Annotated in this window: 26 protein-coding genes; 10 read left to right on the forward strand and 16 right to left on the reverse strand. The window is 45.7% G+C overall.

Going from position 1 to position 24,288, the window contains the following annotated elements; all coding sequences use genetic code 11:
• The first annotated feature begins 157 nt into the window (after window positions 1-157).
• From ACXAD8_RS15455 to ACXAD8_RS15470, 4 genes are all read left to right on the forward strand, one after another.
• Window positions 158-577 (forward strand): hypothetical protein, encoded by a 420-nt coding sequence (locus tag ACXAD8_RS15455; RefSeq protein WP_475230491.1) that lies wholly within the window; start codon window positions 158-160, stop codon window positions 575-577.
• A gap of 68 nt (window positions 578-645) precedes the next feature.
• Complete coding sequence (locus tag ACXAD8_RS15460) at window positions 646-1,320, forward strand: YjbF family lipoprotein (protein WP_475230494.1); 675 nt, start codon at window positions 646-648, stop codon at window positions 1,318-1,320.
• 2 nt (window positions 1,321-1,322) lie between these two features.
• A complete protein-coding gene (locus ACXAD8_RS15465) occupies window positions 1,323-2,048 on the forward strand; it encodes a capsule biosynthesis GfcC D2 domain-containing protein (protein ID WP_475230497.1) in 726 nt (241 codons plus the stop codon).
• Window positions 2,045-4,165 (forward strand): YjbH domain-containing protein, encoded by a 2,121-nt coding sequence (locus ACXAD8_RS15470; protein WP_475230500.1) that lies wholly within the window; start codon window positions 2,045-2,047, stop codon window positions 4,163-4,165. Before ACXAD8_RS15465 ends, ACXAD8_RS15470 begins: the two co-directional genes overlap by 4 nt.
• A 29-nt stretch (window positions 4,166-4,194) precedes the next feature.
• Here the strand turns inward: ACXAD8_RS15470 and ACXAD8_RS15475 are convergent, their stop codons facing one another.
• From ACXAD8_RS15475 to imuA, 4 genes are read right to left on the reverse strand one after another with little or no spacing between them, the layout of a single operon-like run.
• Window positions 4,195-4,890 (reverse strand): hypothetical protein, encoded by a 696-nt coding sequence (locus tag ACXAD8_RS15475; protein WP_475230503.1) that lies wholly within the window; start codon window positions 4,888-4,890, stop codon window positions 4,195-4,197.
• A 48-nt stretch (window positions 4,891-4,938) separates the two neighbouring features.
• Entirely contained in the window at window positions 4,939-8,022 is a 3,084-nt protein-coding gene (locus ACXAD8_RS15480) for an error-prone DNA polymerase (RefSeq protein WP_475232980.1), read from the reverse strand.
• A 17-nt stretch (window positions 8,023-8,039) separates the two neighbouring features.
• Window positions 8,040-9,443 (reverse strand): Y-family DNA polymerase, encoded by a 1,404-nt coding sequence (locus ACXAD8_RS15485; protein WP_475230506.1) that lies wholly within the window; start codon window positions 9,441-9,443, stop codon window positions 8,040-8,042.
• 18 nt (window positions 9,444-9,461) lie between these two features.
• A complete protein-coding gene (imuA, locus tag ACXAD8_RS15490) occupies window positions 9,462-10,154 on the reverse strand; it encodes a translesion DNA synthesis-associated protein ImuA (protein WP_475230508.1) in 693 nt (230 codons plus the stop codon).
• Window positions 10,155-10,298: 144 nt separating this feature from the next.
• On the opposite strand from imuA, the gene ACXAD8_RS15495 reads away from it, so the two are divergent.
• Window positions 10,299-10,766: an EVE domain-containing protein gene (locus tag ACXAD8_RS15495; RefSeq protein WP_475230511.1), complete on the forward strand. Its 468-nt coding sequence runs from the start codon at window positions 10,299-10,301 to the stop codon at window positions 10,764-10,766.
• On the opposite strand, the gene ACXAD8_RS15500 is transcribed toward ACXAD8_RS15495, so the two are convergent.
• The 5 genes from ACXAD8_RS15500 to ACXAD8_RS15520 form a co-directional block, all read right to left on the reverse strand.
• Complete coding sequence (locus ACXAD8_RS15500; RefSeq protein WP_475230514.1) at window positions 10,763-11,278, reverse strand: hypothetical protein; 516 nt, start codon at window positions 11,276-11,278, stop codon at window positions 10,763-10,765. The two genes, ACXAD8_RS15495 and ACXAD8_RS15500, sit on opposite strands and share 4 nt — an antisense overlap.
• 115 nt (window positions 11,279-11,393) lie before the next feature.
• Window positions 11,394-13,133, reverse strand: coding sequence for a DUF885 domain-containing protein (locus ACXAD8_RS15505; RefSeq protein ID WP_475230516.1), 1,740 nt, complete (start codon window positions 13,131-13,133; stop codon window positions 11,394-11,396).
• 75 nt (window positions 13,134-13,208) lie between these two features.
• Window positions 13,209-13,532: a DUF1820 family protein gene (locus tag ACXAD8_RS15510; protein ID WP_475230519.1), complete on the reverse strand. Its 324-nt coding sequence runs from the start codon at window positions 13,530-13,532 to the stop codon at window positions 13,209-13,211.
• An 89-nt stretch (window positions 13,533-13,621) separates the two neighbouring features.
• Entirely contained in the window at window positions 13,622-14,314 is a 693-nt protein-coding gene (locus ACXAD8_RS15515; protein WP_475230522.1) for a TetR/AcrR family transcriptional regulator, read from the reverse strand.
• Window positions 14,315-14,323: 9 nt separating this feature from the next.
• Window positions 14,324-14,893 carry a TetR/AcrR family transcriptional regulator gene (locus ACXAD8_RS15520; protein WP_475230525.1) on the reverse strand — a complete coding sequence of 190 codons (570 nt, stop codon included), beginning with the start codon at window positions 14,891-14,893 and terminating at the stop codon, window positions 14,324-14,326.
• A gap of 163 nt (window positions 14,894-15,056) precedes the next feature.
• Here ACXAD8_RS15520 and ACXAD8_RS15525 point away from each other — a divergent pair, with 163 nt between their 5' ends.
• Window positions 15,057-16,679, forward strand: a complete 1,623-nt coding sequence (locus tag ACXAD8_RS15525) for a M28 family metallopeptidase (RefSeq protein ID WP_475230528.1) — start codon at window positions 15,057-15,059, stop codon at window positions 16,677-16,679.
• Between the two features lie 72 nt (window positions 16,680-16,751).
• On the opposite strand, the gene slmA is transcribed toward ACXAD8_RS15525, so the two are convergent.
• The 3 genes from slmA to coaBC are packed head-to-tail and all read right to left on the reverse strand — an operon-like array spanning window position 16,752 to window position 19,037.
• Window positions 16,752-17,342 carry a nucleoid occlusion factor SlmA gene (gene slmA / locus ACXAD8_RS15530; RefSeq protein WP_475230531.1) on the reverse strand — a complete coding sequence of 197 codons (591 nt, stop codon included), beginning with the start codon at window positions 17,340-17,342 and terminating at the stop codon, window positions 16,752-16,754.
• 32 nt (window positions 17,343-17,374) lie between these two features.
• Window positions 17,375-17,830 (reverse strand): dUTP diphosphatase, encoded by a 456-nt coding sequence (dut, locus tag ACXAD8_RS15535; RefSeq protein ID WP_475230534.1) that lies wholly within the window; start codon window positions 17,828-17,830, stop codon window positions 17,375-17,377.
• Window position 17,831: 1 nt separating this feature from the next.
• On the reverse strand, window positions 17,832-19,037 hold the full coding sequence (gene coaBC / locus ACXAD8_RS15540) for a bifunctional phosphopantothenoylcysteine decarboxylase/phosphopantothenate--cysteine ligase CoaBC (RefSeq protein ID WP_475230537.1): 1,206 nt from the start codon (window positions 19,035-19,037) through the stop codon (window positions 17,832-17,834).
• 143 nt (window positions 19,038-19,180) lie between these two features.
• On the opposite strand from coaBC, the gene radC reads away from it, so the two are divergent.
• From radC to ACXAD8_RS15560, 4 genes are all read left to right on the forward strand, one after another.
• Window positions 19,181-19,855, forward strand: a complete 675-nt coding sequence (radC, locus tag ACXAD8_RS15545) for a RadC family protein (protein WP_475230539.1) — start codon at window positions 19,181-19,183, stop codon at window positions 19,853-19,855.
• A 172-nt stretch (window positions 19,856-20,027) separates the two neighbouring features.
• Window positions 20,028-20,264, forward strand: a complete 237-nt coding sequence (rpmB, locus tag ACXAD8_RS15550) for a 50S ribosomal protein L28 (protein WP_229529674.1) — start codon at window positions 20,028-20,030, stop codon at window positions 20,262-20,264.
• A gap of 12 nt (window positions 20,265-20,276) precedes the next feature.
• Complete coding sequence (rpmG, locus tag ACXAD8_RS15555) at window positions 20,277-20,432, forward strand: 50S ribosomal protein L33 (RefSeq protein WP_229529675.1); 156 nt, start codon at window positions 20,277-20,279, stop codon at window positions 20,430-20,432.
• 126 nt (window positions 20,433-20,558) lie between these two features.
• A complete protein-coding gene (locus ACXAD8_RS15560; RefSeq protein ID WP_475230543.1) occupies window positions 20,559-21,032 on the forward strand; it encodes a hypothetical protein in 474 nt (157 codons plus the stop codon).
• Here the strand turns inward: ACXAD8_RS15560 and ACXAD8_RS15565 are convergent.
• The 4 genes from ACXAD8_RS15565 to ACXAD8_RS15580 all read right to left on the reverse strand — a co-directional run bounded on the left by ACXAD8_RS15565 (window position 21,027) and on the right by ACXAD8_RS15580 (window position 24,149).
• On the reverse strand, window positions 21,027-21,344 hold the full coding sequence (locus ACXAD8_RS15565; RefSeq protein WP_475230546.1) for a hypothetical protein: 318 nt from the start codon (window positions 21,342-21,344) through the stop codon (window positions 21,027-21,029). The genes ACXAD8_RS15560 and ACXAD8_RS15565 overlap by 6 nt on opposite strands.
• A complete protein-coding gene (mutM, locus tag ACXAD8_RS15570) occupies window positions 21,341-22,165 on the reverse strand; it encodes a bifunctional DNA-formamidopyrimidine glycosylase/DNA-(apurinic or apyrimidinic site) lyase (protein ID WP_475230549.1) in 825 nt (274 codons plus the stop codon). The genes ACXAD8_RS15565 and mutM overlap by 4 nt, the downstream gene beginning before the upstream one ends.
• Before the next feature lie 9 nt (window positions 22,166-22,174).
• On the reverse strand, window positions 22,175-22,663 hold the full coding sequence (coaD, locus tag ACXAD8_RS15575) for a pantetheine-phosphate adenylyltransferase (RefSeq protein ID WP_475230551.1): 489 nt from the start codon (window positions 22,661-22,663) through the stop codon (window positions 22,175-22,177).
• Window positions 22,664-22,754: 91 nt separating this feature from the next.
• Complete coding sequence (locus tag ACXAD8_RS15580) at window positions 22,755-24,149, reverse strand: capsule assembly Wzi family protein (RefSeq protein WP_475230554.1); 1,395 nt, start codon at window positions 24,147-24,149, stop codon at window positions 22,755-22,757.
• Window positions 24,150-24,288: the final 139 nt, after the last annotated feature.

Below are 24,288 nucleotides of genomic sequence, written 5' to 3' on the forward strand. Positions count from 1 at the left end.
CGAGTTATACTTAACACTTAGAGTAAAAAGCCCATTCAGTGTTAAATCCTTCAACGATATAAGAAATTTTTGTTAAGGATCAAAAATTGATGTTGCAGCTACACAGTTGATCTTGTAGCATTAATATTAGTTAATTATCTTTACTTGAGAGCAAACAATGAAAAAATTTATTTCTTTAATGATGGTCGCTCTCTTGTCGCTGGGAGCAAATGTATCAGCACAAGAGGAAGCAGGCGCTGGTACAGCCTCTGGCTCAACTATTGGCGGAATTGCAACTTCTACAGTTGTTATCGGTGCGGTAGCAGTAGGTGTTGCTGCAGCAATCATCGCAAATAACGATGACGATGGCTTCGATTGCCGTGCGGATCAGATTAATTCCGGCGGTGTTTGTGTTTGTCCCGATGGACAAGAAGAAGTGAACGGTGTGTGTCAAGACATCGTAAATCCACCTACTTGTAATGGTGACGACGAACTGATTGATGGGGTTTGTTACGGCACTGTTCTTACAGAAACACTTTCTGGTACAACGACTGTTTTGGTACCTGTAACTGTGACTTACTTGCCTACTGTTCAGTAGTAAGCAAAGTTTAAAGAAAAAAGCCGCCTTATGGCGGCTTTTTTAATGACAATAAGACATCAACAGTCATGAAAAAATTTATTCTATTTTCCCTATTAGTTCTACTTATTACTGGTTGTACTAATCCAATTCGCTCTCATATTACGACGTTAAAGTTGGCTTACAGGCTAAGCCAAGATGCTGAAATTAGCTTAGAAGAAGTAGCGCAATCCCCGGTAGATCTTGCGATGATTCGCAGTGGTGATCGTCCTATTGCGATTATTGCAAAGGCATTTTCAGAAGAGGGCAAAGACAAGTGGATCTCTGAAGATAAAGCAATGTTGGTCGTTGAGTTTGGGCGGGTGATCAGAACGCAGGGATTTAAAAATGATTTGCTAGACCTCAATGGTATAGGCGTGGACCCCTTGGCAGACCCTGAAGGAGCAAACGGTGCTAATTGGCGCTCAATTGCCGATTGGGAGGCAGGTGAGTACGGTTATTTGAGTGAATCAAACTTTAAAACCAGCGAAGAAGATATTTTTATTTTCGATAAACCATTTAATACAGTAAAGGTGACTGAAAAAGTTCAGTACAAGGCAAGTAAAAACTGGTTGTTTGGAGAGCAACATTGGGAAAATGTTTATTGGTTTGACAAAAGCAGTAAAAAGTTACTGAAAACCAAACAAAAAACTGCGCCTCATTCAACAGAGTTTGTGATTACTTATTTAAGCCAGGCTGTATCATTAGTTCCACAAGGAGAGTAAGGGTGAAACTATTTCTGTCCCTGTTAATCGTGTTATTCCCCTTTACAACGTTTGCTAAGGTAACCATTGATTATTTGGGTAACCAGTTAATCTACGAAGGCAATCCGAGATTAGAAACCGTACTCAAAGGCACCGTTAAAAGTAGAGATATCTATTGGCCTGCTGCTGCATTGTTTAATTATCAAGCAAATGACGAATCTAAGCTTAAACAACAGTTAATGCAAAAACTTGCCGCTCTAAAGTCAAAAACAGGCAACAAAACCGCTAAGTATAAAGCGCTGTTGTCATTAGAAGCGCAAGTGCAAAGTTGGTCTATTGCACACCGTGTACCCATTCAAATTGATTATGATTTTGCTCGTGTAAGAGAAGAGTTAAATCCGCGTATAGACGATGGACACTTTGCTTTGTTTTTGCCTGCCAGAAGTCATCAAATCAGAGTTTTTGGCGCGCTGCAAAACGAGGTGAAAACCAACCATATTGGCGCTTCTCCAGTGCAAGCCTATCTAGCTAAAATTAGCCCGCTGGACTATGCAGATACCAGTTTTGTTTACGTTATTGATCTCGATGGTCAGTTTCACAAGGTTTCTACAGGTATCCATAGTCAACAACGAATAGAAGTACCTCCTGGCGGTAGTATTTACATTCCATTAAGAGAGCTGCCTTTCGATTCAGAAAACGCTCAGATAAATGAAATGGTCGTTAAATTAGCTGGGAGTAGATTACCGTGAAAGCTTATAAATGTTCACTATGGGGTGTCGCAGCCACACTAATCTTGTTTTCTGGCACTGCTCAAGCAGATGATGCCGATAAGGGATATCACCACAAGTCCCAAGCTCTATCGCAAAATGACTTAGGGGGCGTTGGTCTGCTGCAAACGCCAACGGCGCGTATGTTGGAAGAAGGCGAACTTACACTGGGGTATAAAGATAATGGCGAATATCGCTTCTGGACAGCGAGCCTACAGCTGTTCCCCTGGATGGAGACCACAGTTCGATATACGGATTTCAGAAACCTTTTGTACAGTAATGTACCAGAGTTTAGCGGTGATCAGACGGCAAAAGACAAAGGCATAGACGTTAAATTTCGGTTACTAAAAGAGTCTACTTATGTACCGCAAGTAGCTGTTGGCTTTCGGGACTTTGGTGGTACTGGCTTCTTTGAAAGTGAATATTTAACCGCCAGTAAAAGACTCGGAGATTTTGATTTTCATTTGGGTCTGGGATTCGGTTACTTGGGGAACGCTGGATCAATTCGCAATCCTTTCTGTGAAGCTGCGGACCGATTTTGTGAACGCAAAGGGTTTGGAGGATTTGGTGACGATCAAGGAGGACAAATCAATTTTGACGACTTTTTTAGTGGTAATACTTCCGTCATTGGAGGGATAGAGTATCAAACGCCATGGGATCCGCTGAGAATAAAAGTGGAGTATGAAGGCAACGATTACAAGAACGAAAGGGCATCACCTTTGGAGCAAGACAGCCGTTGGAACTTCGGGGTGAATTATCGCTATAAAGGTTTCGATTTAGGTTTATCTTGGGAAAGGGGAAATACACTCGGTTTTAGTGTTAATTACGCCTTTAACTTCCACACTGCATCACAAGTTAAAGTTCAACCTGAGCCGCAGTCAATTAAAGAGCGAGACGCAAATGTAAGTGTCTCCGACGTTGAACAATACGAGTTACTGGCTAAGGTATCCCAATCAGGAATGATAGTCTCTAATACGATTCTCAATGAAGATCAGTTCATCGTTTATGGCTCTCGGACACGTTACAGAGATGAGGATGAAGCGATTGAAAGAATGGGGCGTGCGGCCGCTGCGATGCTGCCAGACAGTGTGAAAAGCTATCACATTGTCGAAACCGCTATGGGGATTCCTTTGGTGGAGACTGTGATAGATGCACCTGAGTTTATTGAGACCGCCAATTATGACACCTTAGAGCGCGATATTAGTAAAACCTGGAAACGCCAACAGCCAGGCGAAGTAGTGTTTGCAAAGAAACCGGAGAATGAAGTTAGTGGCTTTTACGCTGACATTAATACCTTTTGGATTCAAACATTTGGTTCACCTGAAGCATTTTACATATACCAAGGGGGACTTTATGGCACCGGGGGCTACGCCTTTAACTCAAACTTCAGGATCTCTGCCGGCGTAAAAGCGACGCTGTTGGAAAATATGGATAAGTTTAATTTCGGCGTTGATAATTATGATTCTCCAGTTCCCAGAGTCAGAACTTATATTCGTGAATACGTCAGAAAGAGCCGCGTATCAGTTGATACCCTATACGCCAGTTGGGTGGATCAAGTTGCGCCAAATACCTACGCTCAAGTATATGCCGGGTACCTAGAAACCATGTATGGTGGTGTAGGTGGTGAAATCTTTTATCAAGAGGTAGATAGTAATTTCGGCTTTGGGCTGGATCTGAATTACGTAAAACAGCGCTCTTTTGAAAATGATTACGATTTCAGAGACTACGAAGCGTTGACGGGGCATGCCAGTATTTACTGGAAGCCGGCATTTTGGAAAGACGTTCAGTTAAGCTTTAACGTAGGGCAATTCCTCGCCAAAGACAAAGGTGTAAATATCGAGTTCGCACGTCGTTTTGATAGCGGTATTGTCGTTGGTGCGTATGCAGCACTAACTGATATATCAGCAGAAGATTATGGGGAAGGGAGTTTCACCAAAGGTTTTTATATTTCCATTCCTTTTGATCTATTTTCCTTAAGACCTTCAACAGGGCGAGGGCGGATCCCTTGGGTGCCTATTGCCCGCGATGGCGGACAGCCATTAATAAGGCCGGTTCAGTTAAAATCGGTGGCTGATATTCGCAGCCCATTTGTCAATTAAAGCAAAGGCACTCAAATAGAGTGCCTTTTTTATTCTTTGAGAAAAGTACCGGGTTTAATGGCATTGACGATGGATTTAAACATCAGCAGCCAAAAGAATATTGGGAACATCCACCAGACCCTGAGTTGCTCCATGCGGTTACTTCGGTAATTGGATCTCAGATATTGCTGTGACAGCAGCATCTCATCATTGAGCATCATTTGGAAAATGACCCCATTGTCATGCCAGATCTTAAGGTCTGCATCTTTGGGTATGTTGCGTTGTAGTCTCATACATAGCTGTCTTCTGATATCTACGGCATAAAATTGATGTCCCCACGAGTGCACCACGAAATCATAATAAGGGTATTCTCTGCTACCCATTTTCTGACACTGGGTTTTTTCAACATTGATAAGATACTGAGGTAAGCTTTCTAGCGTCGGAATATTTAGCTTGTAGTAAACAAAGCCGCCCGCCAAGATATGAAGCAGGATAACAGTGCTGAGAAAAAATAATCTGAACGGCTTTTTCTCTTCTCCCTGAAAATCCAGGATGAAGGCTTCTGAGCTATCCTCTTCGTCGTCTAGTGTTTCGAATTGCTCTGGTTTTTCTCCGGCATCCAGGCGTTTTTGGATTTCAGCATCTACTTTTTCTGCGCGATTTGGAAACCTGTCTCTGTCGATGTTTTCTTTTACTTCCAGCAGCTCTGCGAGGCTGTAACGGGTATAGTGAGGTTCAGGTGTCATGAGTCATCCTTGATGTGATTGTTGCTGGTAATTTACTTGATATTGCGGTTAATGAAAATCTCTGGAACGGGTTGTTAGCTGGGATAACAGATGACTTTGGTCTTCCAGTTTTCCGGCAATGATATGGGTGACACCGCCGTCGCCACGCTCCAGGATACCGGTGACTTTGAGGATCTGAGCTTTCAGATAGGCTTGTTTTTGGGTTCTGGCTGTGGCTCTCCAGACGATAACGTTAATATTGCCTGTGTGGTCTTCAAGAGTGATGAAAGTAACGCCAGAGGCTGTTCCGGGCGCCTGACGACCTGTTACCATACCCACAACACTAATAATTGATTGATGCCGTATCTGGGCAAGTCCGGTGGCGCAGACAAATTTGTCCAATTTGCCATTGGCTTGCAATAAGGCAATTGGATGTTGCTTCAGGGTCAGGCGGGTGGCCTGGTAATCTTCCAGCAGGTTTTCTATATCGTCAGGTTGGTGCTGATAACCTGTGGCAGGTTCGTGCAGTTCATTAAACAGGGGCAATTCCGACTCTGTATTGAGTAACGCCCAACGGGTTTGAAAGCGGTTTTTTTCTATCATGTGCATGGCATCGGCACTGGCCAGTGCCTGCAATTCATTACTTTTAATCGCCAATTGCTTTAGTTGCGTTACGTATTGATAACCGGACTGCGGACGGTTTTTTATGAGCTTGTGAGCCGCATCTTCGGAAAACCCCTTCACCTGACGCAAACCCAGACGTATGGCAAACTTACCCTGTTGTTTTTCCATCAAATGATCCCAGTGAGAACGGTTAACACATACGGGTAATACTCTGATCTGGTGTTGTCTGGCATCCTGTACCAATTGCGAAGGTGTGTAAAAACCCATAGGCCAGCTGTTCATCAGCCCAGTGTAAAAGGCTTCGGGGTAATAGTATTTCAGCCAGGAGGAAACATAGGCCAGTATGGCAAATGAAGCTGAGTGAGATTCCGGGAAACCATACTCACCAAAACCACAGATTTGTTTGAATATACGTTCAGCATAGTCATAGTTGTAACCCCGGTGCATCATGCCGCTGATGAGTTTGCTTTTAAACTTCATCAGCTCGCCATTTTTCTTCCAGGAAGCCATGGCCCGGCGCAACTGATCCGCTTCACCTCCGGTAAAACCAGCGGCTACCATGGCCAACTTAATCACCTGTTCCTGAAAGATAGGTACGCCACGGGTACGACTGAGCACGGCTTTTACTTCTTCTGAAGGGTAGGTTTCAGGCTCTTTACCATCCCGGCGACGCAAGAAGGGATGCACCATATCTCCCTGAATAGGTCCGGGTCTGACGATGGCTATCTGGATCACCAGATCATAATAATTTTTCGGCCTCAGGCGAGGCAACATGCTCATTTGGGCGCGGGATTCAATCTGAAAAACACCGACGGTATCGGCTCTTTGGATCATCCGGTAAATATTGGCATCGTCCTGTTTACGGGTGATATCCGCAATACTGAGCTTACGGCCGTAATGCTGCCAGACTAACTGAAACATCTTGCGGATAGCGGTCAACATGCCCAACGCCAAGACATCTACTTTCAGTAGTGCCAGGCTTTCCAGGTCGTCTTTATCCCACTGAATAACGGTACGTTCCGGCATTGCAGCATTTTCTACCGGTACTAACTGATAAAGTGGCCCTGCTGAGATCACAAAGCCCCCCACGTGTTGTGATAAATGCCGAGGGAAACCTTTGAGTTCTTCTACCAGGTGCACCATTTTTTCACTCTGGCTGGCGTTACTGGCCAGACCCAGCTCCACAATTTGCGCCTGCCAGTCCAGGCCGCGGTCACGACGGTTGATGTTTTTTATAAAATAATCCAGTTGCACTTCTGCAATACCCAGGGCTTTTCCGACTTCCCGTAGCGCACTTTTAAAACGGTAGGTGGTGACTGTGGCAGCCAGAGCTGTACGCTCTCGACCGTACTTTTGATAGATATACTGAATTACTTCTTCGCGTCGCTCGTGCTCAAAATCCACATCAATGTCTGGTGGTTCGTTGCGTTCCTTAGAGATAAAGCGCTCGAACAATACTGAGATTTGTCGCGGGTCCACTGAGGTAATTTCCAGACAATAACAAACTACGGAGTTGGCTGCTGAACCACGCCCCTGGTAGAGGATCTGTTGTTGTTTGGCAAACTGTACTATGTCGTAGATGGTCAAAAAGAAGTATTCATATTGCATTTCTGCAATAAGACGGAGTTCTTTAGCAATGGTGCGCTTAATGCCGAAGTAGTTATCAGGCCTTTGTGCAAATCGGACAGCCATTCCCCGAAGTACGCATTCTCTCAGATACTGGCGTGGGCTATAGCCTTTGGGTATTAGTTCTTCGGGATATTGGTATTTCAGCTCAGCAGGGCTAAAGTTGCATCTTTGGGCTATGTGAGTACTTGCTCTTAGCCATTGCTCTGGATACAAGGATTTGATTTTATCTAACGGGCGTAAAGCGCGCTCGGCGTTACTGAGTAAATCCCGACCCAATTGAGCAACCGGCGTGCCCTCTTTGATGGCGGTGACTACCTGTTGCAATGGCAAACGCTCTGCTTCGTGCATCAGAACGCCGCCACAGGCAGTGATCGGGAGCTGATATTGTTCAGCCAGCTGTTTACAATGCTGTATATAGCTTTGCTCATTGGCGGTCAGGTGACGCTGTACCCCCAGCCACAGGCGTTGCGGGTAGTGCCTGATTAACCACTTCGCCCAATGGTTATCCTGTTCCTTATCGCCTTGCGGTAACCAAATCACCAGGCAGTGCTGACAACTTTTCAGATCCCACTCTTCCAGTTGATATTCACCTTTTTCTGAGCGTCTGCGGGCATTGGTAATGATGCGGCAAAGTTCGCTGTAAGCTTCTTTATGAGGGCAGAGTAGTACTAGTTTCAGGCTTTGTTGAAAGCAGAAATAACTGCCAATGATAAGTTTAATGGCAAGCTGGTGTTTTTGTTGTTCACTATAGGCCCGCACAATACCTGCCACGGAGCATTCATCGGCAATGGCCAGTGCCTGATAATTTAAAAAATTAGCTCGCTGTATCAGTTCTTCCGGGTGGGACGCACCGGTCAGAAAAGAAAAATTGCTTTGGCAAAATAGTTCAGCGTAAGACATGGGCAATAACTCAATACTTAAGCGAATACGCCATGCAAAAACCACTGTCGCTCAGCGGTGCGAAACACCCAGTACCACCTTCCCTGGGTGGAATGAGCGATAAAGTAGTCCCTGGTAATGGCATGATCATCCCACCAACCAGACACAATGCGTTCTGGTCCCTGTATTAAGCGGACTTTTTCATTTAGTTTCTGGGGCTCAGATAGCAGGAAAAAAGGCCGGTTTGCCTGTAATTTCGGCAATGGGGTTAAGCTGTTTCCTGCGTTTTGGTAACGGTTAACTTGCTCCGGTCGAAAATCATTATTCAGGGAGATTTGTTGTACTAACTCTTGTCCCAGTTTAGCCTGCAACATGGCGATCAGCTGTGTCTGAGAGAGTGCGGTTTTTTTTCCGGAGAACAGATCATCTGCTCTCGGGGTTTTTAAGTGGGTGTTACCCGTTTCCAGTGATAAGGCGTATACCGGTGATTGCAATTGCACACTTTCCAGCTTCAGCTGCATCAGGGTTTGCCACACTTTAGCCCGGTACTCTCCTTCAGCACTGTTTACTGTGACGGTTAAACTGGCTTGTTCTCGTTGGTGTAGATTCAGCAAAAGCTCCTCGGTGACCTGATCCCGAATCAATAAAAAATTTTCTAATGCCTGGAGTAGTAACTGAATTGGCGGCAGCAGTACCTGGGTGTTATCTATTTCATATAGCAATTCCAGGCGACGGTTAAAGCGCTTTTCAGGGTGATAAAAGCTGATGCTGTGATGCAATTCTCCAAGCAGGCGGCCCATATAAGTAACTAACTGAATATCAAAGCGCCTGGCAATCTCGTTTAGTGGCATGGCGGCTAAATCCCCTATCAGCCGGATGCCTACCCGTTTCAGGTTGTCTACCACCTTGGTGGGTAACTCACTGGCATCCAGGGGTTGAGCCAGTACCTGTCGGTGCATTTGTTGGCGATCTTCACAAACCTGATCCCATTGGCTTTGCGCTAATATTTTGGCGGCAAATGGGGTAGTGCCTGTGGCGTAATGATAGCGGATGTTATTTTTATCAAGCGTGCCTGAAATGGCTTGCCAGTAGTTGTCCAGGCCATCATAAAAGCGCAGCATATTGTGAATACGCAATAAAATGCCATCGGGTGGAAATAAACATATATCCGAAGTAAGTTGGTACAAACTATCGCATAACTGTTTTATTTTATTGCTTTCAAAATCAAAGTTGTAAGGCTCTACATGCAAATCATGACATAGGGCACAGGCGGTACCTAAGCCCATACCCGGTTTAATGCCAGCTTTGCTGGCGAGATCATTCAGTTGTCGGGTGCTATTGTCTTTAGCCTCCAGAATAATTACGGGCTTATGCTGCTCCGATAAAAACTGACAGTCCATCTGCAGACGGGGAAAGTGCAGATATAACCACAACTTTTTCATAACGACTGGTGACCGAAATTAACTGGCGCGTTGCTTTGGAAACGGAATAATATTGTTATCGTTATTATGTTGTTCCGGTAATTGCAAAGCTGGCCAGAGTGCCTGCATATTCAGTTGGATATCCTGATGTCGCCAACTGCCAATGCGCTTATTCACCTTGATGCGTAAACCTTGTGCTTGTGGTTGCAAAGACATAGACAAGGTAACAGGTAAAGATAAGCCCTGAGTCTGTTGTTGGCGAAAAATAACCTGTACAGCACGACTTTGTTTTGCTGCCAGTTGTAATCGTTTTACCTGGTGTATTTCCAGATTTTGCAACCAGCTTAGTACGGTGTGGCAGCAGTCGCTTTTCAGGCATTGTTCGGCTGCCCATAAAGCCTGTTGCTGGTCGCCCGGGCGGATCACTAAGACCTGACTTAAATCGATGCCCAGTTCCGCCAACATTTCACCATTGATCTGCAAAGGCGGGGCAATGATCACCAGCAGGCGTTGTTGTTGGTTCTGACGCTGCAAAATATAAGGCAGAAACAAGCGCAGCTCGCCAATACCAATATCGGAATGAATATCAATAACCCCCTGAGTCGGCAATCCGCCTTCCAGCCCCGCATCCAGTTCTGGGTAGCCAGATAGACTGCTGCCGTCGGGCTCATTAATAGCTTTTCCCTGCCATATCAAATGCTTACTTTTAAGATAGCTAAGGATGTTGTTCACCGAAAATACCTGAATACCTGAAATTAAATATACTGTATATAAATACAGTATATTTGTTGTCTGAAAACTTGCAAGTTTTGTTTTAGCTCTGAGGGGTATATGCTTGATGTGTGGTGAAAAATAAACAAAGGTAAAGATGCTCCGATGAGATATTGGCTATTTAAAACTGAACCGGATGCTTTTAGCATTGATGATCTGGCTGCGCGTCCTAATCAGACGGAACCCTGGGATGGGGTGCGTAATTATCAGGCCCGCAATTTTTTAAGGGATGACATTAAGCTGGGTGATCAGGTGTTTATGTACCACTCCAGTTGCAAGCACGTGGGGATTGTGGGCATGGCGGAGGTGGTTAAAGAGGGCTATGTGGATGGCACTCAGTTTGATCCGGAAGCCAAATACTATGATCCCAAAGCCAGAACCGATAATCCTCGTTGGTATCGGGTGGATATCAAATTTAAACAGAAATACGGCAAGCTCTTATCCCTGGCTGAGATAAAAGCCATGCCGGAAATTCAGGAATTAGCTTTGGTTAAAAAAGGTGCGCGTTTATCAGTAATGCCGGTACCTGACCAGGAAGCGCAGGCATTACTGAAAAGGCTGGAAGCTATTTAACTCGCTTCGGTTTTTTCAGCCGGCTCTGCTTTAGAGGTTGGATTCATATAGTGATTAATAATGTTGGTGCAGGCAATCACAAAGCTGGTAACATCATTTTTAACCCAGGGGACCCGTACTTCCGACGGCATTTCAGAAATAAATTTCTTGATATCATCCAGGGTTTTGCCATCACTAGTCAGATTGCGCTTAAGGGCTTCTTCAACCGTTGAACCATGTTCGCAACATTGCATGACCACAGTTTCAAAACATTTAAAGATTGCGGCGGTTTTCTCGTATTGCTCACCTTTTATCAGTCCACGCTTTTGCGCTGAATCCAGTTGGCTGCTGAGCATTTTTTGAATTTGTGCCGCTAAAGAGTCCACGGTCACTAATGCAAATTTTGATTTATTTTCGGCGGTTCGAGCCAGATATCGGAATTCTCTGAGTTCTTTTGCCATGGTTTGATTTTTCACGACAAAATAAATCAGGAACATCACCATAAACATAATTATGGAGACAGCTGCTATCATTATAAATTTTCCTTTGACGCTAACAAAAGGGTGATACCGTTTACATGGTATCGCCCGAATTCTAATTAAACTGAACCGAAACTCAACCAGACTGGCTGATTTTTTTGTTTCTGGTTTATTCCGTCTGGCTCGCTATAAAGCGTTCAATATTGGCTTCCAGTGTCGTCAGAGGTACAGAGCCGTGCTCCAGTACCGCTTTGTGGAAAGCTCGCACATCAAACTTATCACCCAGTTTATCTTCGGCTAACTGGCGTAAGCGCTTTATAGTCAGTTCCCCAATCTTGTAAGACAGAGCCTGTGCCGGCCAGGTAATATAGCGATCCACTTCAGTGCGCACATTGTGCTCAGAGAGTGCGGTATTCTCTAACATGTAGTTTACCGCTTGCTGACGTGTCCAGCCTTTGGTGTGGATGCCGGTATCCACCACCAGACGGGTCGCTCGCCACATCTCGTAACTCAAGCTGCCAAATTCATCGTACAGGGTTTCATAAAAATCCACCTCTTTACCCAGATATTCAGAATACAGTCCCCAGCCTTCACCAAAGGCCGAAATATAGGTATAGCGTCTGACGTTGGGTAAATCTTCCAGCTCCTGAGATAGTGCAATTTGCAGGTGATGACCTGGCACCGCTTCGTGCAGTGTCAGTGCGGGCAGGGCGTATAACGGACGCTTGTCCAGCGCGTAAGTGTTTACCCAGTAATAGCCCGGTTCGGTATCATTGGAGGGAGAGATATAACGGCCGGTAGTATAGTTAGGTGCAATATTTGCTGGAACCGGCGCTACGCCATAAGGTGTGCGTGGCAAATAGGAAAACAGCTTGGGCAGTTTGGCATCCATGCGTTTGGACAGGTAGGCAGCATAACGCAACAGCTCATCTTCTGTTTTGGCATAAAATTGCGGATCGGTTCTGAGGAAGTGAATGAAATCTGCCAGTTCCCCTTCGTATTCAAGTGCGTCGATCACCTGCTGCATTTCATCGCGAATCCGTTTAACTTCGCTCAAACCCAGCTGGTGGATTTCATCTGCGGTTAATGCTGTTGTGGTGTAGTAAGCCGCCCGATTTTGATAATAGGCTTCACCTTCTGGCCAGCTAATCGCGCCGAGGTCTTGCTTGGCGCCCGGCAGGTATTTTTCTTCCAGAAAGACATGCAGTTTCTGATAGGCAACAATCACCTTGTTGGAAATGACATGCTGTGCTTGTTTTTGCAAATCTTGCCATTGTTCATCGTCCAGAAAGTTGACTGACTCTTTAGCAAACGGTTGGTAGTAAACACTTTCCGTCGGGTTTTCATGAATAAAGTTTTTAACCAGTTGCGGTACGATATCCAGAACTTCTCTTGGTTGAGTCATACCGGATTGCAAGCCTGCTTTTAACCAATGAATTTGCTGTTCAAAATAACGGGGAAAATCACTGAGTCTCTGCAGGTAAAACTCAAAGTCCGCTGCGCTGTTAAATTTGTGAGTGCTGGGCAGAAAAGCTAAACCACTGTAAAACCCGGATTCTGAGGTAAAGGGTAAGTAGTGACCATTAAAGCGATATTCATCAATTTGATTTTGCAGGCGCAGTTTTTGGATAGATAAGGATATCTGTTGTGAAATATCCAGCTTTGCCGCGTTAATGGCATTTAACTGCTGCATAAATTGCAAAGCTTGTTGTTGCTGAGCTGCTAAGCCTTCGGGAGAGATATCTGCCAGGCGTCCGGTGTCCTGCTGAATACCGAATCGAGTAGCCATCAGCGGGCTGATTTCCAGCTCCCAGTTCCAGATATTGTCCAGTAATTGATTGAGTTTATCATTTTGCGCGGCAAAACTACCGCTACTGACGATGAGCAGGATGAACAGAAGGTGTTTCATTATTGTTATTTGGTTAATTTGCAGATGGCCTAGTGTAAGCCACCTGCAATGAAATACCAATTCAGCGCTATCGAATTAGTTTTTTGGAGTGTAAATCGGGGAGGGGAATTGCGCTACCTTATCGCCTAAGTCAGTAATTTTGGCAGTTCCCTGTTTTTTGACTTCATCTATTTTTAATACGCTGTGCAAAGGAATATAGGTGCGATTTACGTTAGCGTATTCAGATTTTAGCTTTTCATGGCTGGGATCCACCACTAGACTGGTGTGATTGTCCCAGACAAAGTCACCAATTTCGATAAAACCGAACAAGCTGCCCTGAGTTAACTCCCGGACATAAAGCTCGTAGCGTTCACTGTTGGCAATAAACTGAATTCGATATAAAGGTTGTTTTTCGCTCATATTATCCGCCCGACTCAAAAAGCCGTGCAATAGGTACTGTAATTAAAGGTTAGCCTGGAAATGGCGCTAATTTCGTACTTTTCAAGAGCTCAGGACGAAGAAAACAGCTTTTTCCAGATACCGCTTTTCTCTGGCTTATTATTAATGATGGTTGCCCGCCACAATTGCTCTAAAGCATGCCTGGCTGAGGTACTAAACTCAGGTTTGAGGATCTGCAGACTGGGTGACATCAGTACTTTTGCGATGTTGTCGGTAGGGTGAGACAGTTGCCACAAACCTAACAGCATCGCATAACTGCGTACAATAAGGGCGGCAGTGTCTTCTTCGGTCAGTGACGGTAACATTGCCGCAATGGAGCGAGCGGCTTCTTTGGTGGCTTTGGCCTGTTCGTTTTTGTGGGCCAGTAACACTTTGTAATCAACATTTTGTTCGATCACACTGGTGCTCATGCAAGCCAATTGCATAAAGACCGGATTTTCTTCCATATAGGCACAGCTGGTGTCCAGTAACGTCAGCATAATGGATTCGTCCATTTGCCCGTATTTGTGAAAGGTTTTCAACCAGTTGAGGTGGTACTCTTCCAGGATCGCGAGAAAGATTTCTTCTTTACTGCGAAAGTAAAGATACAGTGTACCCTTAGCGACACCGGCGTCTTTACCAATTTGCGCTGTGGTAGGTAAGACTCCCGGATTCTTCTGATATAGATTGATTGCTGAGGCCAGTATTGCTTTGCGTCTGACTTCTTTTTCTTTTGCTCCGCGAGCACGCTTAAATTCTGTCATAAAAACCTTCTAGGCGGCTAGTGGCCCTAACAATGCCTCTGTGGCTAATTCCAGTTCATCCGTGGCACCCGCCAGGATCCCGGTGACTGCAAAGCCCTGTACATAATTACAAAGTTGCAATGCAGTGGCCTCTATATTGACATCTGCCCGAACCTGTTGGTGCTCGATTGCGCGCTCCAGGCAGCCAATAAAGCCTATCTCCAGTTGATCGATATAATGTCGGCCGACGCTTTTGACATGTTTATCATCGAAACCTAACTCTGTCACTGTATTAACCAGCAGGCAACCTTTACCTTTAACCAGTGTAATGTATTGCTGAAAAAAGGCGGTAATGGATGGCAGACCTTTATTGTTTTCCAGATGCCTGATGGCTAGTTGCAATACGGTTTTGTGGTAGTGATCCAGCACCTTGTACAGAAAGCTCTGTTTTGAGCCAAATTCCAGATAAAAACCCCGTCGGTTAAAGCCGGTACGAGCAATAATTTCATCCATCACTGCACCATTAAACCCGTGCTCCAGAAATATCTGGATGGCTTCTGTTAATACTTCGTCGACATTATATTGTGGTCTTCTCGCCATTTGTCGTTCCTTAAGAACAGCTGTTCTTTAAGGATAAATTATCGACAATGACTGTCAAGCTGGAAAAAGATAAACTTATGCCATAATGTAGGAATCAGGGAGTTCCTGTATAACAAGGTCTGACAGGCCATAAAAATAACCGTTTCTTGAAAGATAAACCTCTATGAAAAAACTAAGATTTACACTTTATCTGTTACTGGGTGCTTTATTAAGCGCGCCGGGACATGCGGAAATGTTGCAAGCTGATGAAGATCGCATTAAAGCCCATTTACGTTTCTTATCTCATGATTTACTGGAAGGTCGTGATACTGGCTCGAAAGGTTTAGAGATTGCCTCTTTGTATATTGCCTCGCAGTTTGAACAATATGGTTTACTGCCTGCTGGCGACAATGGCAGCTATATGCAGCGAGTGACTTTCCGTCAATCGTTCTTAGATCAGGAGTCGCCCAGGTTTGTATTGAATAAAGCGGGTGAAAGCACCGAACTGAAATACCCTAAAGAGTTCCTGGTGAGCCCCAGTTCTACTTCCGAAGAAGCTCATGTAACAGGTGAGCTGGTATTCGTCGGCTATGGCATTATCGCACCTGAGCTGAATCACAATGATTATGCTGATATTGATGTGAAGGACAAAATTGTGGTGATGTTGTCAGGTAAGCCACAGTCTTTCCCCAGTGAAGAAGGTGCACACTTTGCTTCCGGCTATCAAAAGGGCAAATATGCCGCGGAAAACGGCGCCAAGGGCACCATTGTTATCCCGACACCGCGCAGTGAAAAAGCCAGACCTTACGAGCGCTCACTGAGTTACATTCACGTGCCCAGAGTGCGTTGGTTAAAAGATGATGGCACCCCTGCCAATACCTTTGCTGAGCTTAAAAATGGTGCGTCACTGAGCCCGGATACCGCTAAAATGTTGTTTGCTGATGAGCAAATGACCCTTGACGAGATCTATGCCGAGCTGGAAGAAGACAAGTCTCCTAAAGCCTTTGCGATGAAATCCAGTATTGAGCTGAGCAAGAAAAGCGAGTTTAAGGAAATTACCAGCCCCAATGTGGTGGCTATCTTACCTGGAAGCGATCCTGAGTTAGCCAAAGAATATGTTTCTTTTTCGGCTCACCACGACCACATTGGCATCGCCAAAACTGTTGAAAAAGACAAAATCAATAACGGCGCTTTAGACAATGCCAGCGGTACGTCTGTGTTACTGGAAACGGCGCGTTTACTGGCGCAGGCGCCTGCACCTAAGCGTTCAATCCTGTTTGTGGCGGTAACCGGAGAAGAGAAAGGCCTGTTGGGCTCAGACTACTATGCGCAAAACCCCACAGTACCCATCGAGTCAATCGTGGCCAATGTGAATCTGGATATGCCGGTATTGACCTATGAATTTGCGGATGTCATCGCCTTTGGTGCTGAGCACAGCAGCCTGAAAGCGTCCGTAACAGCCGCAGCGCAATATCATGATTTGACATTGGGTCCAGATCCTATGCCTGATCAAGCCATTTTCACTCGCTCTGATCACTACAGTTTTGTAAAACAAGGCGTGCCTTCAGTATTTGTTATTCCCGGCTGGACCGCGGTAGATCCGGAAGTGGACGGCGGAAAGAAATTCGGGGAGTTCTTTGGCAATTGTTATCACAAACCCTGTGATGAATACTCTGAGGAATTTAACTGGAAAGCGGCGGTTAAGTTTGCTGAAGTTAACATCCAGATAGGGCAGACCATTGCTAACCAGGAAAATAAACCCACCTGGAATGACGACAGCTTCTTTGGCAATACCTTTGGTCGTTAATCACGGTCAGCGTGCATAAAGCACATAAAAAAGGGCTGCAATTGCAGCCCTTCTTCGTTAATTCAACCGTTTCTAGCCAAAAAAGCGTTCCCGCATAAACTTCCATTGGGCAGCAAAACCATCAGTAGGTCTGGCACTGAATTCTGAACGCACAAACTGGTTAATACGGCCATCCACATAACAAATCAGGATGTTGGCGATCAGGGTTTCATCCGCTGGCAGAGCTTTGCCTTCTCGCAATTTCCGCTCCCGCAATATTTGTCTTAATTGCGTTTCCAGGCGCTCAAATAACTGAGCGATACGGGTGCGCAGACGCTCTTGCTCACCCTGTAAGGCATCACCATTTAAAATACGAGTGATACCTGGGTTTTTCTCGGCAAAGCCCAGAATAAGGTGCAAAATTAGTTGGCAACGGTTGCCTGTGTCCTTTTCTTCGTCAACAATCTTGTTGATACGACTAAACAGAGTTTCTTCGATAAATTCAATCAGGCCTTCAAACATGCGCGCTTTACTGGGAAAGTGACGGTACAGTGCGGCTTCTGAAACGCCCACTTTTTCGGCTAATTTAGCGGTAGTGATACGCTGCCCATGGTGTGTTTCTAACATGACGGCAAGAGATTGTAATATTTGCGCTTTGCGATTGTTCTTACGAGTAGCTGGCATAGTGGTAACCTGAAATAAATCCTGTCCCTGAATTAATGTGTGCCAGACGAGCCAAAGCCCCCCTGACCCCGTTCGCTTTCTGTAAATTCTTCAACAATTTCAAATTGCGCCTGAATGACTGGCAAGATAACCAGCTGCGCAATGCGTTCACCGGGCTTTATTTCCTGGCTCTGTTGACCTCTGTTCCACACAGAAACCATTAACTGCCCCTGATAGTCAGAATCAATTAACCCCACAAGATTACCCAATACCAGACCTTTTTTATGGCCCAGACCTGAACGCGGTAAAATGGTGGCACACAATCCAGGATCGCCAATGTACATCGCCAGACCTGTCGGGATAAGTTCTGTTTGGCCGGGTTCTAATGTTAAAGGAGCGTCAAGGCAAGCTCTCAGATCCATGCCGGCGGAGCCGGGTGTAGCGTATTCTGGTAGCGGGAATTCGTTTCCAAGTCTGGAGTCTAAAATTTTAAGGTCAATCTTGTGCATGTTATTGCTTTTTCTGTTGGTATCGTTGTGCGATTGATTCCATCAATTGCATGGCAATTTGTGTTTTACTGGCTTTGTGCAGTTGCTTTTCGCCGTCGGCCCAATACAGGGTAAGGGCATTCTGTTCACTGTTGAAACCGATATCTTGACGGGAAACATCGTTAGCCGCAATCAGATCCAGCTTTTTGCGAGCCAGTTTATCTTTTGCATATTGCGCTACATTTTGAGTTTCAGCGGCAAAGCCCACGGTGTAGGGGGGCTTGGGTAAAGCTGCAACAGAAGCTAGTATATCGGGATTCTTAACAAAAGTGAGTGTTAACTCAGTATTGCTCTTTTTAATTTTCTGGTCAACTACCTGACTGGGCCTGTAATCGGCGACAGCGGCACAACCAATAAAGATATCACAGTTCTGAATTTCGGCCATGACAGCGCTTAACATTTCTTCAGCAGTGGTAACTTTCTTTAAGTTAATCCCTTGCGGAGCTTGCAGGTTAACAGGGCCGGATACCAGGGTGACATCGGCTCCCATTTGTTGCGCCGCCAGCGCCAGGGCATAACCCATTTTACCAGAGCTGTGATTGCTCATATAACGCACCGGATCGATGTGTTCTCTGGTTGGTCCGGCTGTCAGTACGATTTTCTTCCCCTGCAACTGACCACCTGTTGATTGTGAATCCAAAAGATCGGCAATATCCTGAGGCTCCAGCATACGCCCCGGGCCGACATCACCACAGGCTTGTTCGCCCTGATCGGGTCCAATCATGTTGACTCCACGGCGGCTGAGTATAGCCAGGTTTTCCTGGGTCGCCGTGGCGTGCCACATTTGTTGATTCATGGCCGGAGCAATGTGCACCGGGGCTGTTGTAGCCAGCACCAGGGTGGTTAACAGGTCATCAGCCAGACCATGAGCTAGTTTGGCAATGGTATTGGCAGTGGCGGGTGCGATAAGTAAGAGATCGGCCCATTTGGCCAGTTCAATATGACCCATGGCAGCTTCAGCAGCTGGATCCAGTAAATCGTCAGAAACGATATTGCCGGAGACTGCCTGCAATGACAAAGGAGAAACGAACTCTCTGCCGGATTGCGTTAATACAACCCGCACATTGGCTCCTTTAGCCTTTAATTTTCGAACTAAATCCGGGGTTTTGTATGCAGCTATGCCCCCGGTTATGCCCAATAAAATATTGGTGTTGAGCAAGGATCCCATAGAAGAAATACTATTGTTCTTTTTCGACTAATTATGTAGATTAACATGAAAGCAGAGGAACTGCTTTGATAATAATTATTGTTTATCAATTAACAGTGCGGATTTTCATAATAATTCGTACTAATGTTACAGGGATTGTTTCTATGAAAATGTCACAATGGCCCAAGGCCGAGAGACCTCGTGAAAAACTGCTCAATCTGGGCGCTCAATCGCTATCCGATGCGGAACTTTTAGCTATCTTCCTGCGTACCGGTATTCCCGGAGCCAATGCCGTTGATCTGGCCAGGCAATTGCTGGTGGAGTTTGGCTCATTAAAGCGCCTGATGGCTGCCAACCTCAGAGAATTTTGTCAGGGCAAAGGTTTAGGAACTGCGAAGTACGTGCAATTGCAGGCGGTGCTGGAATTATCACGTCGCTACTTTGAATCAGAGCCAGAGCAAAAGCCGCAATTTACTTCGTCTGCGTATACCATGAATTTCATCAGTCGCAGAATGGCCCATTACAGCCAGGAAGTCTTTGCTATATTGTTGTTGGATTCACAGCACCAATTTTTGCACTTTCAGCCAGTGTTCTTTGGTACTATTAATGCTGCACCTGTCTATCCCAGGGAGCTGGTGAAGTTGGCTTTATCTCATAATGCGGCTGCGGTTATTTTAACTCACAACCATCCTTCGGGAATTGCTGAACCCAGTCCAGCCGATCAGCAAATCACCCAGCGAATTATTGAGGCCATGGCTCTGCTGGATATTCGGGTATTGGATCACATTATTGTGGGAGAGGGGCGACACACCTCAATGGCGGAGCGCGGAATGTTATGATAGCAAACTGGCCCTAAAGTGCTGAAAATAGCCCTTTATTCTAACTTTTACTTGAATCTGGGCTTTTTATACTGTATAAAGTGCGCCCTCTTGTATGAGCATCTTCTGACCAGCGGCTGAATGTCGGATATATGAGGTCGGGTAAAGTAAGTAATTTTTGGAGACAACAACAATGTCCAGAGTATGTCAAGTTACTGGCAAACGCCCTGCGGTAGGTAACAACCGCTCTCACGCGAACAACGCTACGCGTCGTCGCTTTTTGCCAAATCTACAATCTCACCGTTTTTGGGTTGAGTCTGAAAACCGTTTCGTTAAACTGCGTGTTTCTACTAAAGGCATGCGTATTATCGATAAGAAAGGCATCGATTCAGTATTAACTGAAATGCGTGCTCGCGGCGAAAAAGTTTAAGGAGTCTGAGTAATGCGCGATAAAATTAAATTAGTATCTACAGCTAACACAGGCTATTACTACACGACAGACAAAAACAAGCGTAACATGCCGGGCAAAATGGAAATCAAAAAGTATGATCCAGTTGTTCGCAAACACGTGCTTTTTAAGGAAGCAAAGATTAAGTAATCTTTTTGGTTTTTGTCTCCCGAAAAACCCGGTTTAAGCCGGGTTTTTTGCGTTATCCTGCTGAAAAACTTCTCTTTTTCTGTCGAACCGTTACACTGCCAATATCGCAATTTAACTACCGCAACAATGCTTAGACTCAGTCAAAGAGCCTGGAATAACGTCGTGATTCTGGCCATGTTGTTTATGGTGTACCTGTTTACACTCAGCAACGACATGATCAACGATGGTGAACAGCCTTCAAACGAGGTTATACCGCTGTTTCCTCCCTACAGCGTTATCATGAGCCTGGATTTTGGCTTCGTTCGATTAGAACGCATAGGTCAGGACTGGCGCGTTAAAGGTGAACAGAGCATTGCTATCGATGGCCTGGTACCACTATCAGAGCAATGGTTGATGTTAGAAGTACAGCAAACCAATGTTACCCCTGAGCAAGCGCCTTACATCGTGTCTGTGTTATTAGCGGGTGAGGATAAAAAGCGCGTGTTTCAACTATATGCAGTAGAGCGTGGCACAGTAATACAGTCTGCTGGACGTTGGTATCTGGCGCAAGACGTGGCAATTGAGCAGTTATTCCCTGTAGCCCAAACACCTGAGTTATAAACTCATTCCCAGGTTTATCAGCCATTGTCTTAGTGTTAATAAGAACACCATTAGCACAACTGCCAGTAATATTATTTTCAACAGCCGATTAAGGCCCTGTTCACGGTATAAGCCTATAGCTAACCAGGCGTAAAACAGCAACTCTGTAGCCAGTTTACCGGCAACCAGAAGGGCAATGGGGTGTTGTGGATAGCGGATGACGTATTCAAAGGCCAGGTGCCAGATCCCTTGCCACATTAGCCAAATTGTCAGAGCGAGTGACAGGCGCTGCTGGAACCGAACGGTAGTGTTGCTGCCCTTTGTCGACTTCATTTCTGGCAAGCTGGGCAATACACCGAGCTGCGATTAGATAAGCGAACTTCTTTCAACCTTGTTTCACATTGTGGACATGGTTCACCCTTGCGACCATAGACTAACAGCTGTTGCGCAAAATACCCGGGTTTACCATCACCACCCACAAAGTCTCTCAGGGTAGTTCCCCCTTGAGTAATAGAGCGCTGTAGTATCTGCTTTGCTGCTTCGGCAAAAATGTTGTATTTGTTTTTGGATACTTTACCGGCGGGCTTGTTGGGATGCACGCCTGCGGTGAACAGGGCTTCTGTAGCATAGATATTCCCGATACCTGTTACCACCTTTTGGTCCATGACAAACTGTTTAACCGCCAAGGACTTAGCCCGGGACTTGTGCCACAGATAATCGCCATTAAAGGCATCTGATAAGGGTTCAGGCCCCAGATGACTCAGCAGTTTGTGTTCTGCTGGTGGCGTATCCAGCCATAGTATGCAACCAAACCGGCGCGGATCTGAGTAGCGCAGTATCTGCCCATCCGCAAAGGCAATATCCAGATGATCATGTTTAAGTACGGGATCAGTCTGCTTGGCAATACGCAAACTGCCAGACATGCCCAGGTGGATCAGCAGAGCCTGTTGTTCAATATTATCCAGGAAAATCAGCAGGTATTTCGCCCGTCGCTCAATGGCCGTAACGGTTTTACCCTGTAAGATTGCCTGAATATTATCCGGCACCGGCCAACGCAGTGACGCCTGACGAACAGTGACATCAGCTATCTTGCGGTTCAGGATATGAGGTGTAATACCTCTTTTGGTGGTTTCGACTTCCGGAAGTTCTGGCATGTCTGGAGCTTACTTGTCGCTGTGAAACTTCTTAGCCAGTGCCTGTTGCACAATGGGATGGCAAAATTCATCTACTTTGCCGCGATGCAAGGCGACTTCTTTCACCAGGGTTGAGGAGATAAAAGAGTTTTCTTCAGCCGGGGTTAAAAACACACTTTCCAGGTCGCGATTTAAACGACGATTCATATTGGCTAATTGAAACTCGTATTCAAAATCCGACACGGCCCGTAAACCTCGAATCAGCACATTGGCGTTGTGCTCTTTGGCAAAATCCGCCAACAACCCCTGGAAACCCACCACATTGACGTTGTCCAGGTGCGCTGTAACCTGCTGTGCCAGTTCAACCCGCTCAGCTAAGCTAAACAAGGGTTTTTTACTGGGATTTGAGGCAATAGCTACCGTGACTTTGGCGAAGAGCTTCGCTGCGCGTTCGATAAGGTCCGCGTGACCATTGGTAATGGGGTCAAACGTTCCAGGATACAGTGCTGCTGTGTTCATAGGGTATCTACCGTTATCCTTAATTATTCAAGGCCTAGCTTAGCCTGATTGTGGTTATAAGTGAAAGACTTCCAGCTGTTCACCGGGCCCTTTACCAGCGATAAAAGGCACTAAGGCGATTGTAGTTTTCACCCAATGCATCTTTGCCAAATGTGCCATCCAGACCCCAAAAACCGTATTGTGTAGCAAAGCTGTAGCGGGCGTTCATCTGAAAGGTGTCGGACAATCCGGCGGTGTCTTCGATACTTTGATGGGTAAGTTTGATGGCTAACTGTTGATCATCAAATAGTTCCCAGTCCATCATGATGTGGTGAGTCAGCGCTTCAGGGCTGATGCTGGTGCCAAACTCATCGGCGCTCCAATGCCCCAATAAGACGTTTTTGTTGCTATAGCCCTGTTGGTAGAAAGACGATTGATACCAGCCAGCATCCCGATCGGTAATTTCATAACGCAGCGACATGGTTTCAAACACCACCGGCATAAATAAGCCCAGCGATATTGCGTCGCCGCTATCCTTGGCTGCGGTCAGTGCATCCCGCTGATATTGGGCAAATTCAGCGTAAACTGACAGGGGCGTTTCCAGGCCTATATTCCATTTAGCACTTAGTGCGGTCTGACCGTAACCCTGCTCGTTGTTGTCTTGAGAATTATCTTCCAGAGAAGAAGGGCTAAAAAGTCCTTTCAAACCGATCCCAAAGCCACCATCCCGGTTGCCACCGCCGAAGTAATAGGTGCGGGTCAGTCCGACAGACAAGCGTTCCACAGGGCTGAAGCTGAAGTGCATTCCGGTAAGCTCTGGTTTACCTGCGCTTATTGTTCCCAGGCTGTTAATATTAGTTTTCTCATCAAACTTGGCATAAAACAGCTCATAGCGAAAATTCCAGTCTGAAATACCGGTGGAGTTGCTGAGAGTTATTGAGGGTGGGTTTTCGGCATGGGTGCTTAACAGCATCGCAGAGTCCTGCATGGGCGACAGCCAGTGATCTCTGAAACCAATATCCAGTTGCAGGTATTCATAGCCCATACTCAAGTGAGTATTGGTGGCGGCTTTACCACTTTCATCGTTGTAACTGGCACCGGCTGCCAGATAAATATAGGGATTAAAGAAAACATGAGCCGCAGCAGAAACTTCAACATTGGTATTGTGTTGCACACCGCGATTATTTTCCTGATGACGGGCATTGTCATCGCTGACAGACAAGGTCAGGGCTCTGTGCGTATTGGCCATGGTTTCGGTATAACGCGCCAGATAAGAGGATAAGCGATTATGTAATACCGGATGATAGTCTTTTATGGCTTCCAGACGGGTGAGTAACTCCGTTGCTTTATATGGTTTCGCCAGTGGCGTATCTCCGGTCATTGCCATCAATTTTTCTATTTGTAATTCCACTTCTGGCGCCAAATTAATGGGCAAATAGGGGGATACGCCTTTGGCCAATGACTGGCCACTTAAGCTTAATAAAATCAGGAAAGTCAGGTGCTTCACGTTTCGTCCTCTGGATGCAATGCGCCGCCAATTCTAACAGGAAGTTGTCAGGGTTAAAGGGCAATAATGACAACAATCACATTTCCGACTTTTCTCGGCATCTGTGAATTGCTATTCTTCGCGGTTACGGCTTGTGGTA

The sequence above is a fragment of the Planctobacterium sp. AWH2_060 genome, assembly GCF_056158425.1.

Excerpts from the sequence above, each read along its gene's own strand:
- ACXAD8_RS15455 (WP_475230491.1), top strand. The coding sequence starts at position 158 with ATGAAAAAATTTATTTCTTTAATGATGGTCGCTCTCTTGTCGCTGGGA.
- ACXAD8_RS15460 (WP_475230494.1), top strand. The coding sequence starts at position 646 with ATGAAAAAATTTATTCTATTTTCCCTATTAGTTCTACTTATTACTGGT.
- ACXAD8_RS15475 (WP_475230503.1), bottom strand. The coding sequence starts at position 4,890 with ATGACACCTGAACCTCACTATACCCGTTACAGCCTCGCAGAGCTGCTG.
- ACXAD8_RS15480 (WP_475232980.1), bottom strand. The coding sequence starts at position 8,022 with ATGTCTTACGCTGAACTATTTTGCCAAAGCAATTTTTCTTTTCTGACC.
- ACXAD8_RS15485 (WP_475230506.1), bottom strand. The coding sequence starts at position 9,443 with ATGAAAAAGTTGTGGTTATATCTGCACTTTCCCCGTCTGCAGATGGAC.
- ACXAD8_RS15495 (WP_475230511.1), top strand. The coding sequence starts at position 10,299 with ATGAGATATTGGCTATTTAAAACTGAACCGGATGCTTTTAGCATTGAT.
- ACXAD8_RS15500 (WP_475230514.1), bottom strand. The coding sequence starts at position 11,278 with ATGATAGCAGCTGTCTCCATAATTATGTTTATGGTGATGTTCCTGATT.
- ACXAD8_RS15505 (WP_475230516.1), bottom strand. The coding sequence starts at position 13,133 with ATGAAACACCTTCTGTTCATCCTGCTCATCGTCAGTAGCGGTAGTTTT.
- ACXAD8_RS15510 (WP_475230519.1), bottom strand. The coding sequence starts at position 13,532 with ATGAGCGAAAAACAACCTTTATATCGAATTCAGTTTATTGCCAACAGT.
- ACXAD8_RS15515 (WP_475230522.1), bottom strand. The coding sequence starts at position 14,314 with ATGACAGAATTTAAGCGTGCTCGCGGAGCAAAAGAAAAAGAAGTCAGA.
- ACXAD8_RS15520 (WP_475230525.1), bottom strand. The coding sequence starts at position 14,893 with ATGGCGAGAAGACCACAATATAATGTCGACGAAGTATTAACAGAAGCC.
- ACXAD8_RS15525 (WP_475230528.1), top strand. The coding sequence starts at position 15,057 with ATGAAAAAACTAAGATTTACACTTTATCTGTTACTGGGTGCTTTATTA.
- slmA (WP_475230531.1), bottom strand. The coding sequence starts at position 17,342 with ATGCCAGCTACTCGTAAGAACAATCGCAAAGCGCAAATATTACAATCT.
- dut (WP_475230534.1), bottom strand. The coding sequence starts at position 17,830 with ATGCACAAGATTGACCTTAAAATTTTAGACTCCAGACTTGGAAACGAA.
- coaBC (WP_475230537.1), bottom strand. The coding sequence starts at position 19,037 with ATGGGATCCTTGCTCAACACCAATATTTTATTGGGCATAACCGGGGGC.
- radC (WP_475230539.1), top strand. The coding sequence starts at position 19,181 with ATGAAAATGTCACAATGGCCCAAGGCCGAGAGACCTCGTGAAAAACTG.
- rpmB (WP_229529674.1), top strand. The coding sequence starts at position 20,028 with ATGTCCAGAGTATGTCAAGTTACTGGCAAACGCCCTGCGGTAGGTAAC.
- rpmG (WP_229529675.1), top strand. The coding sequence starts at position 20,277 with ATGCGCGATAAAATTAAATTAGTATCTACAGCTAACACAGGCTATTAC.
- ACXAD8_RS15560 (WP_475230543.1), top strand. The coding sequence starts at position 20,559 with ATGCTTAGACTCAGTCAAAGAGCCTGGAATAACGTCGTGATTCTGGCC.
- ACXAD8_RS15565 (WP_475230546.1), bottom strand. The coding sequence starts at position 21,344 with ATGAAGTCGACAAAGGGCAGCAACACTACCGTTCGGTTCCAGCAGCGC.
- mutM (WP_475230549.1), bottom strand. The coding sequence starts at position 22,165 with ATGCCAGAACTTCCGGAAGTCGAAACCACCAAAAGAGGTATTACACCT.
- coaD (WP_475230551.1), bottom strand. The coding sequence starts at position 22,663 with ATGAACACAGCAGCACTGTATCCTGGAACGTTTGACCCCATTACCAAT.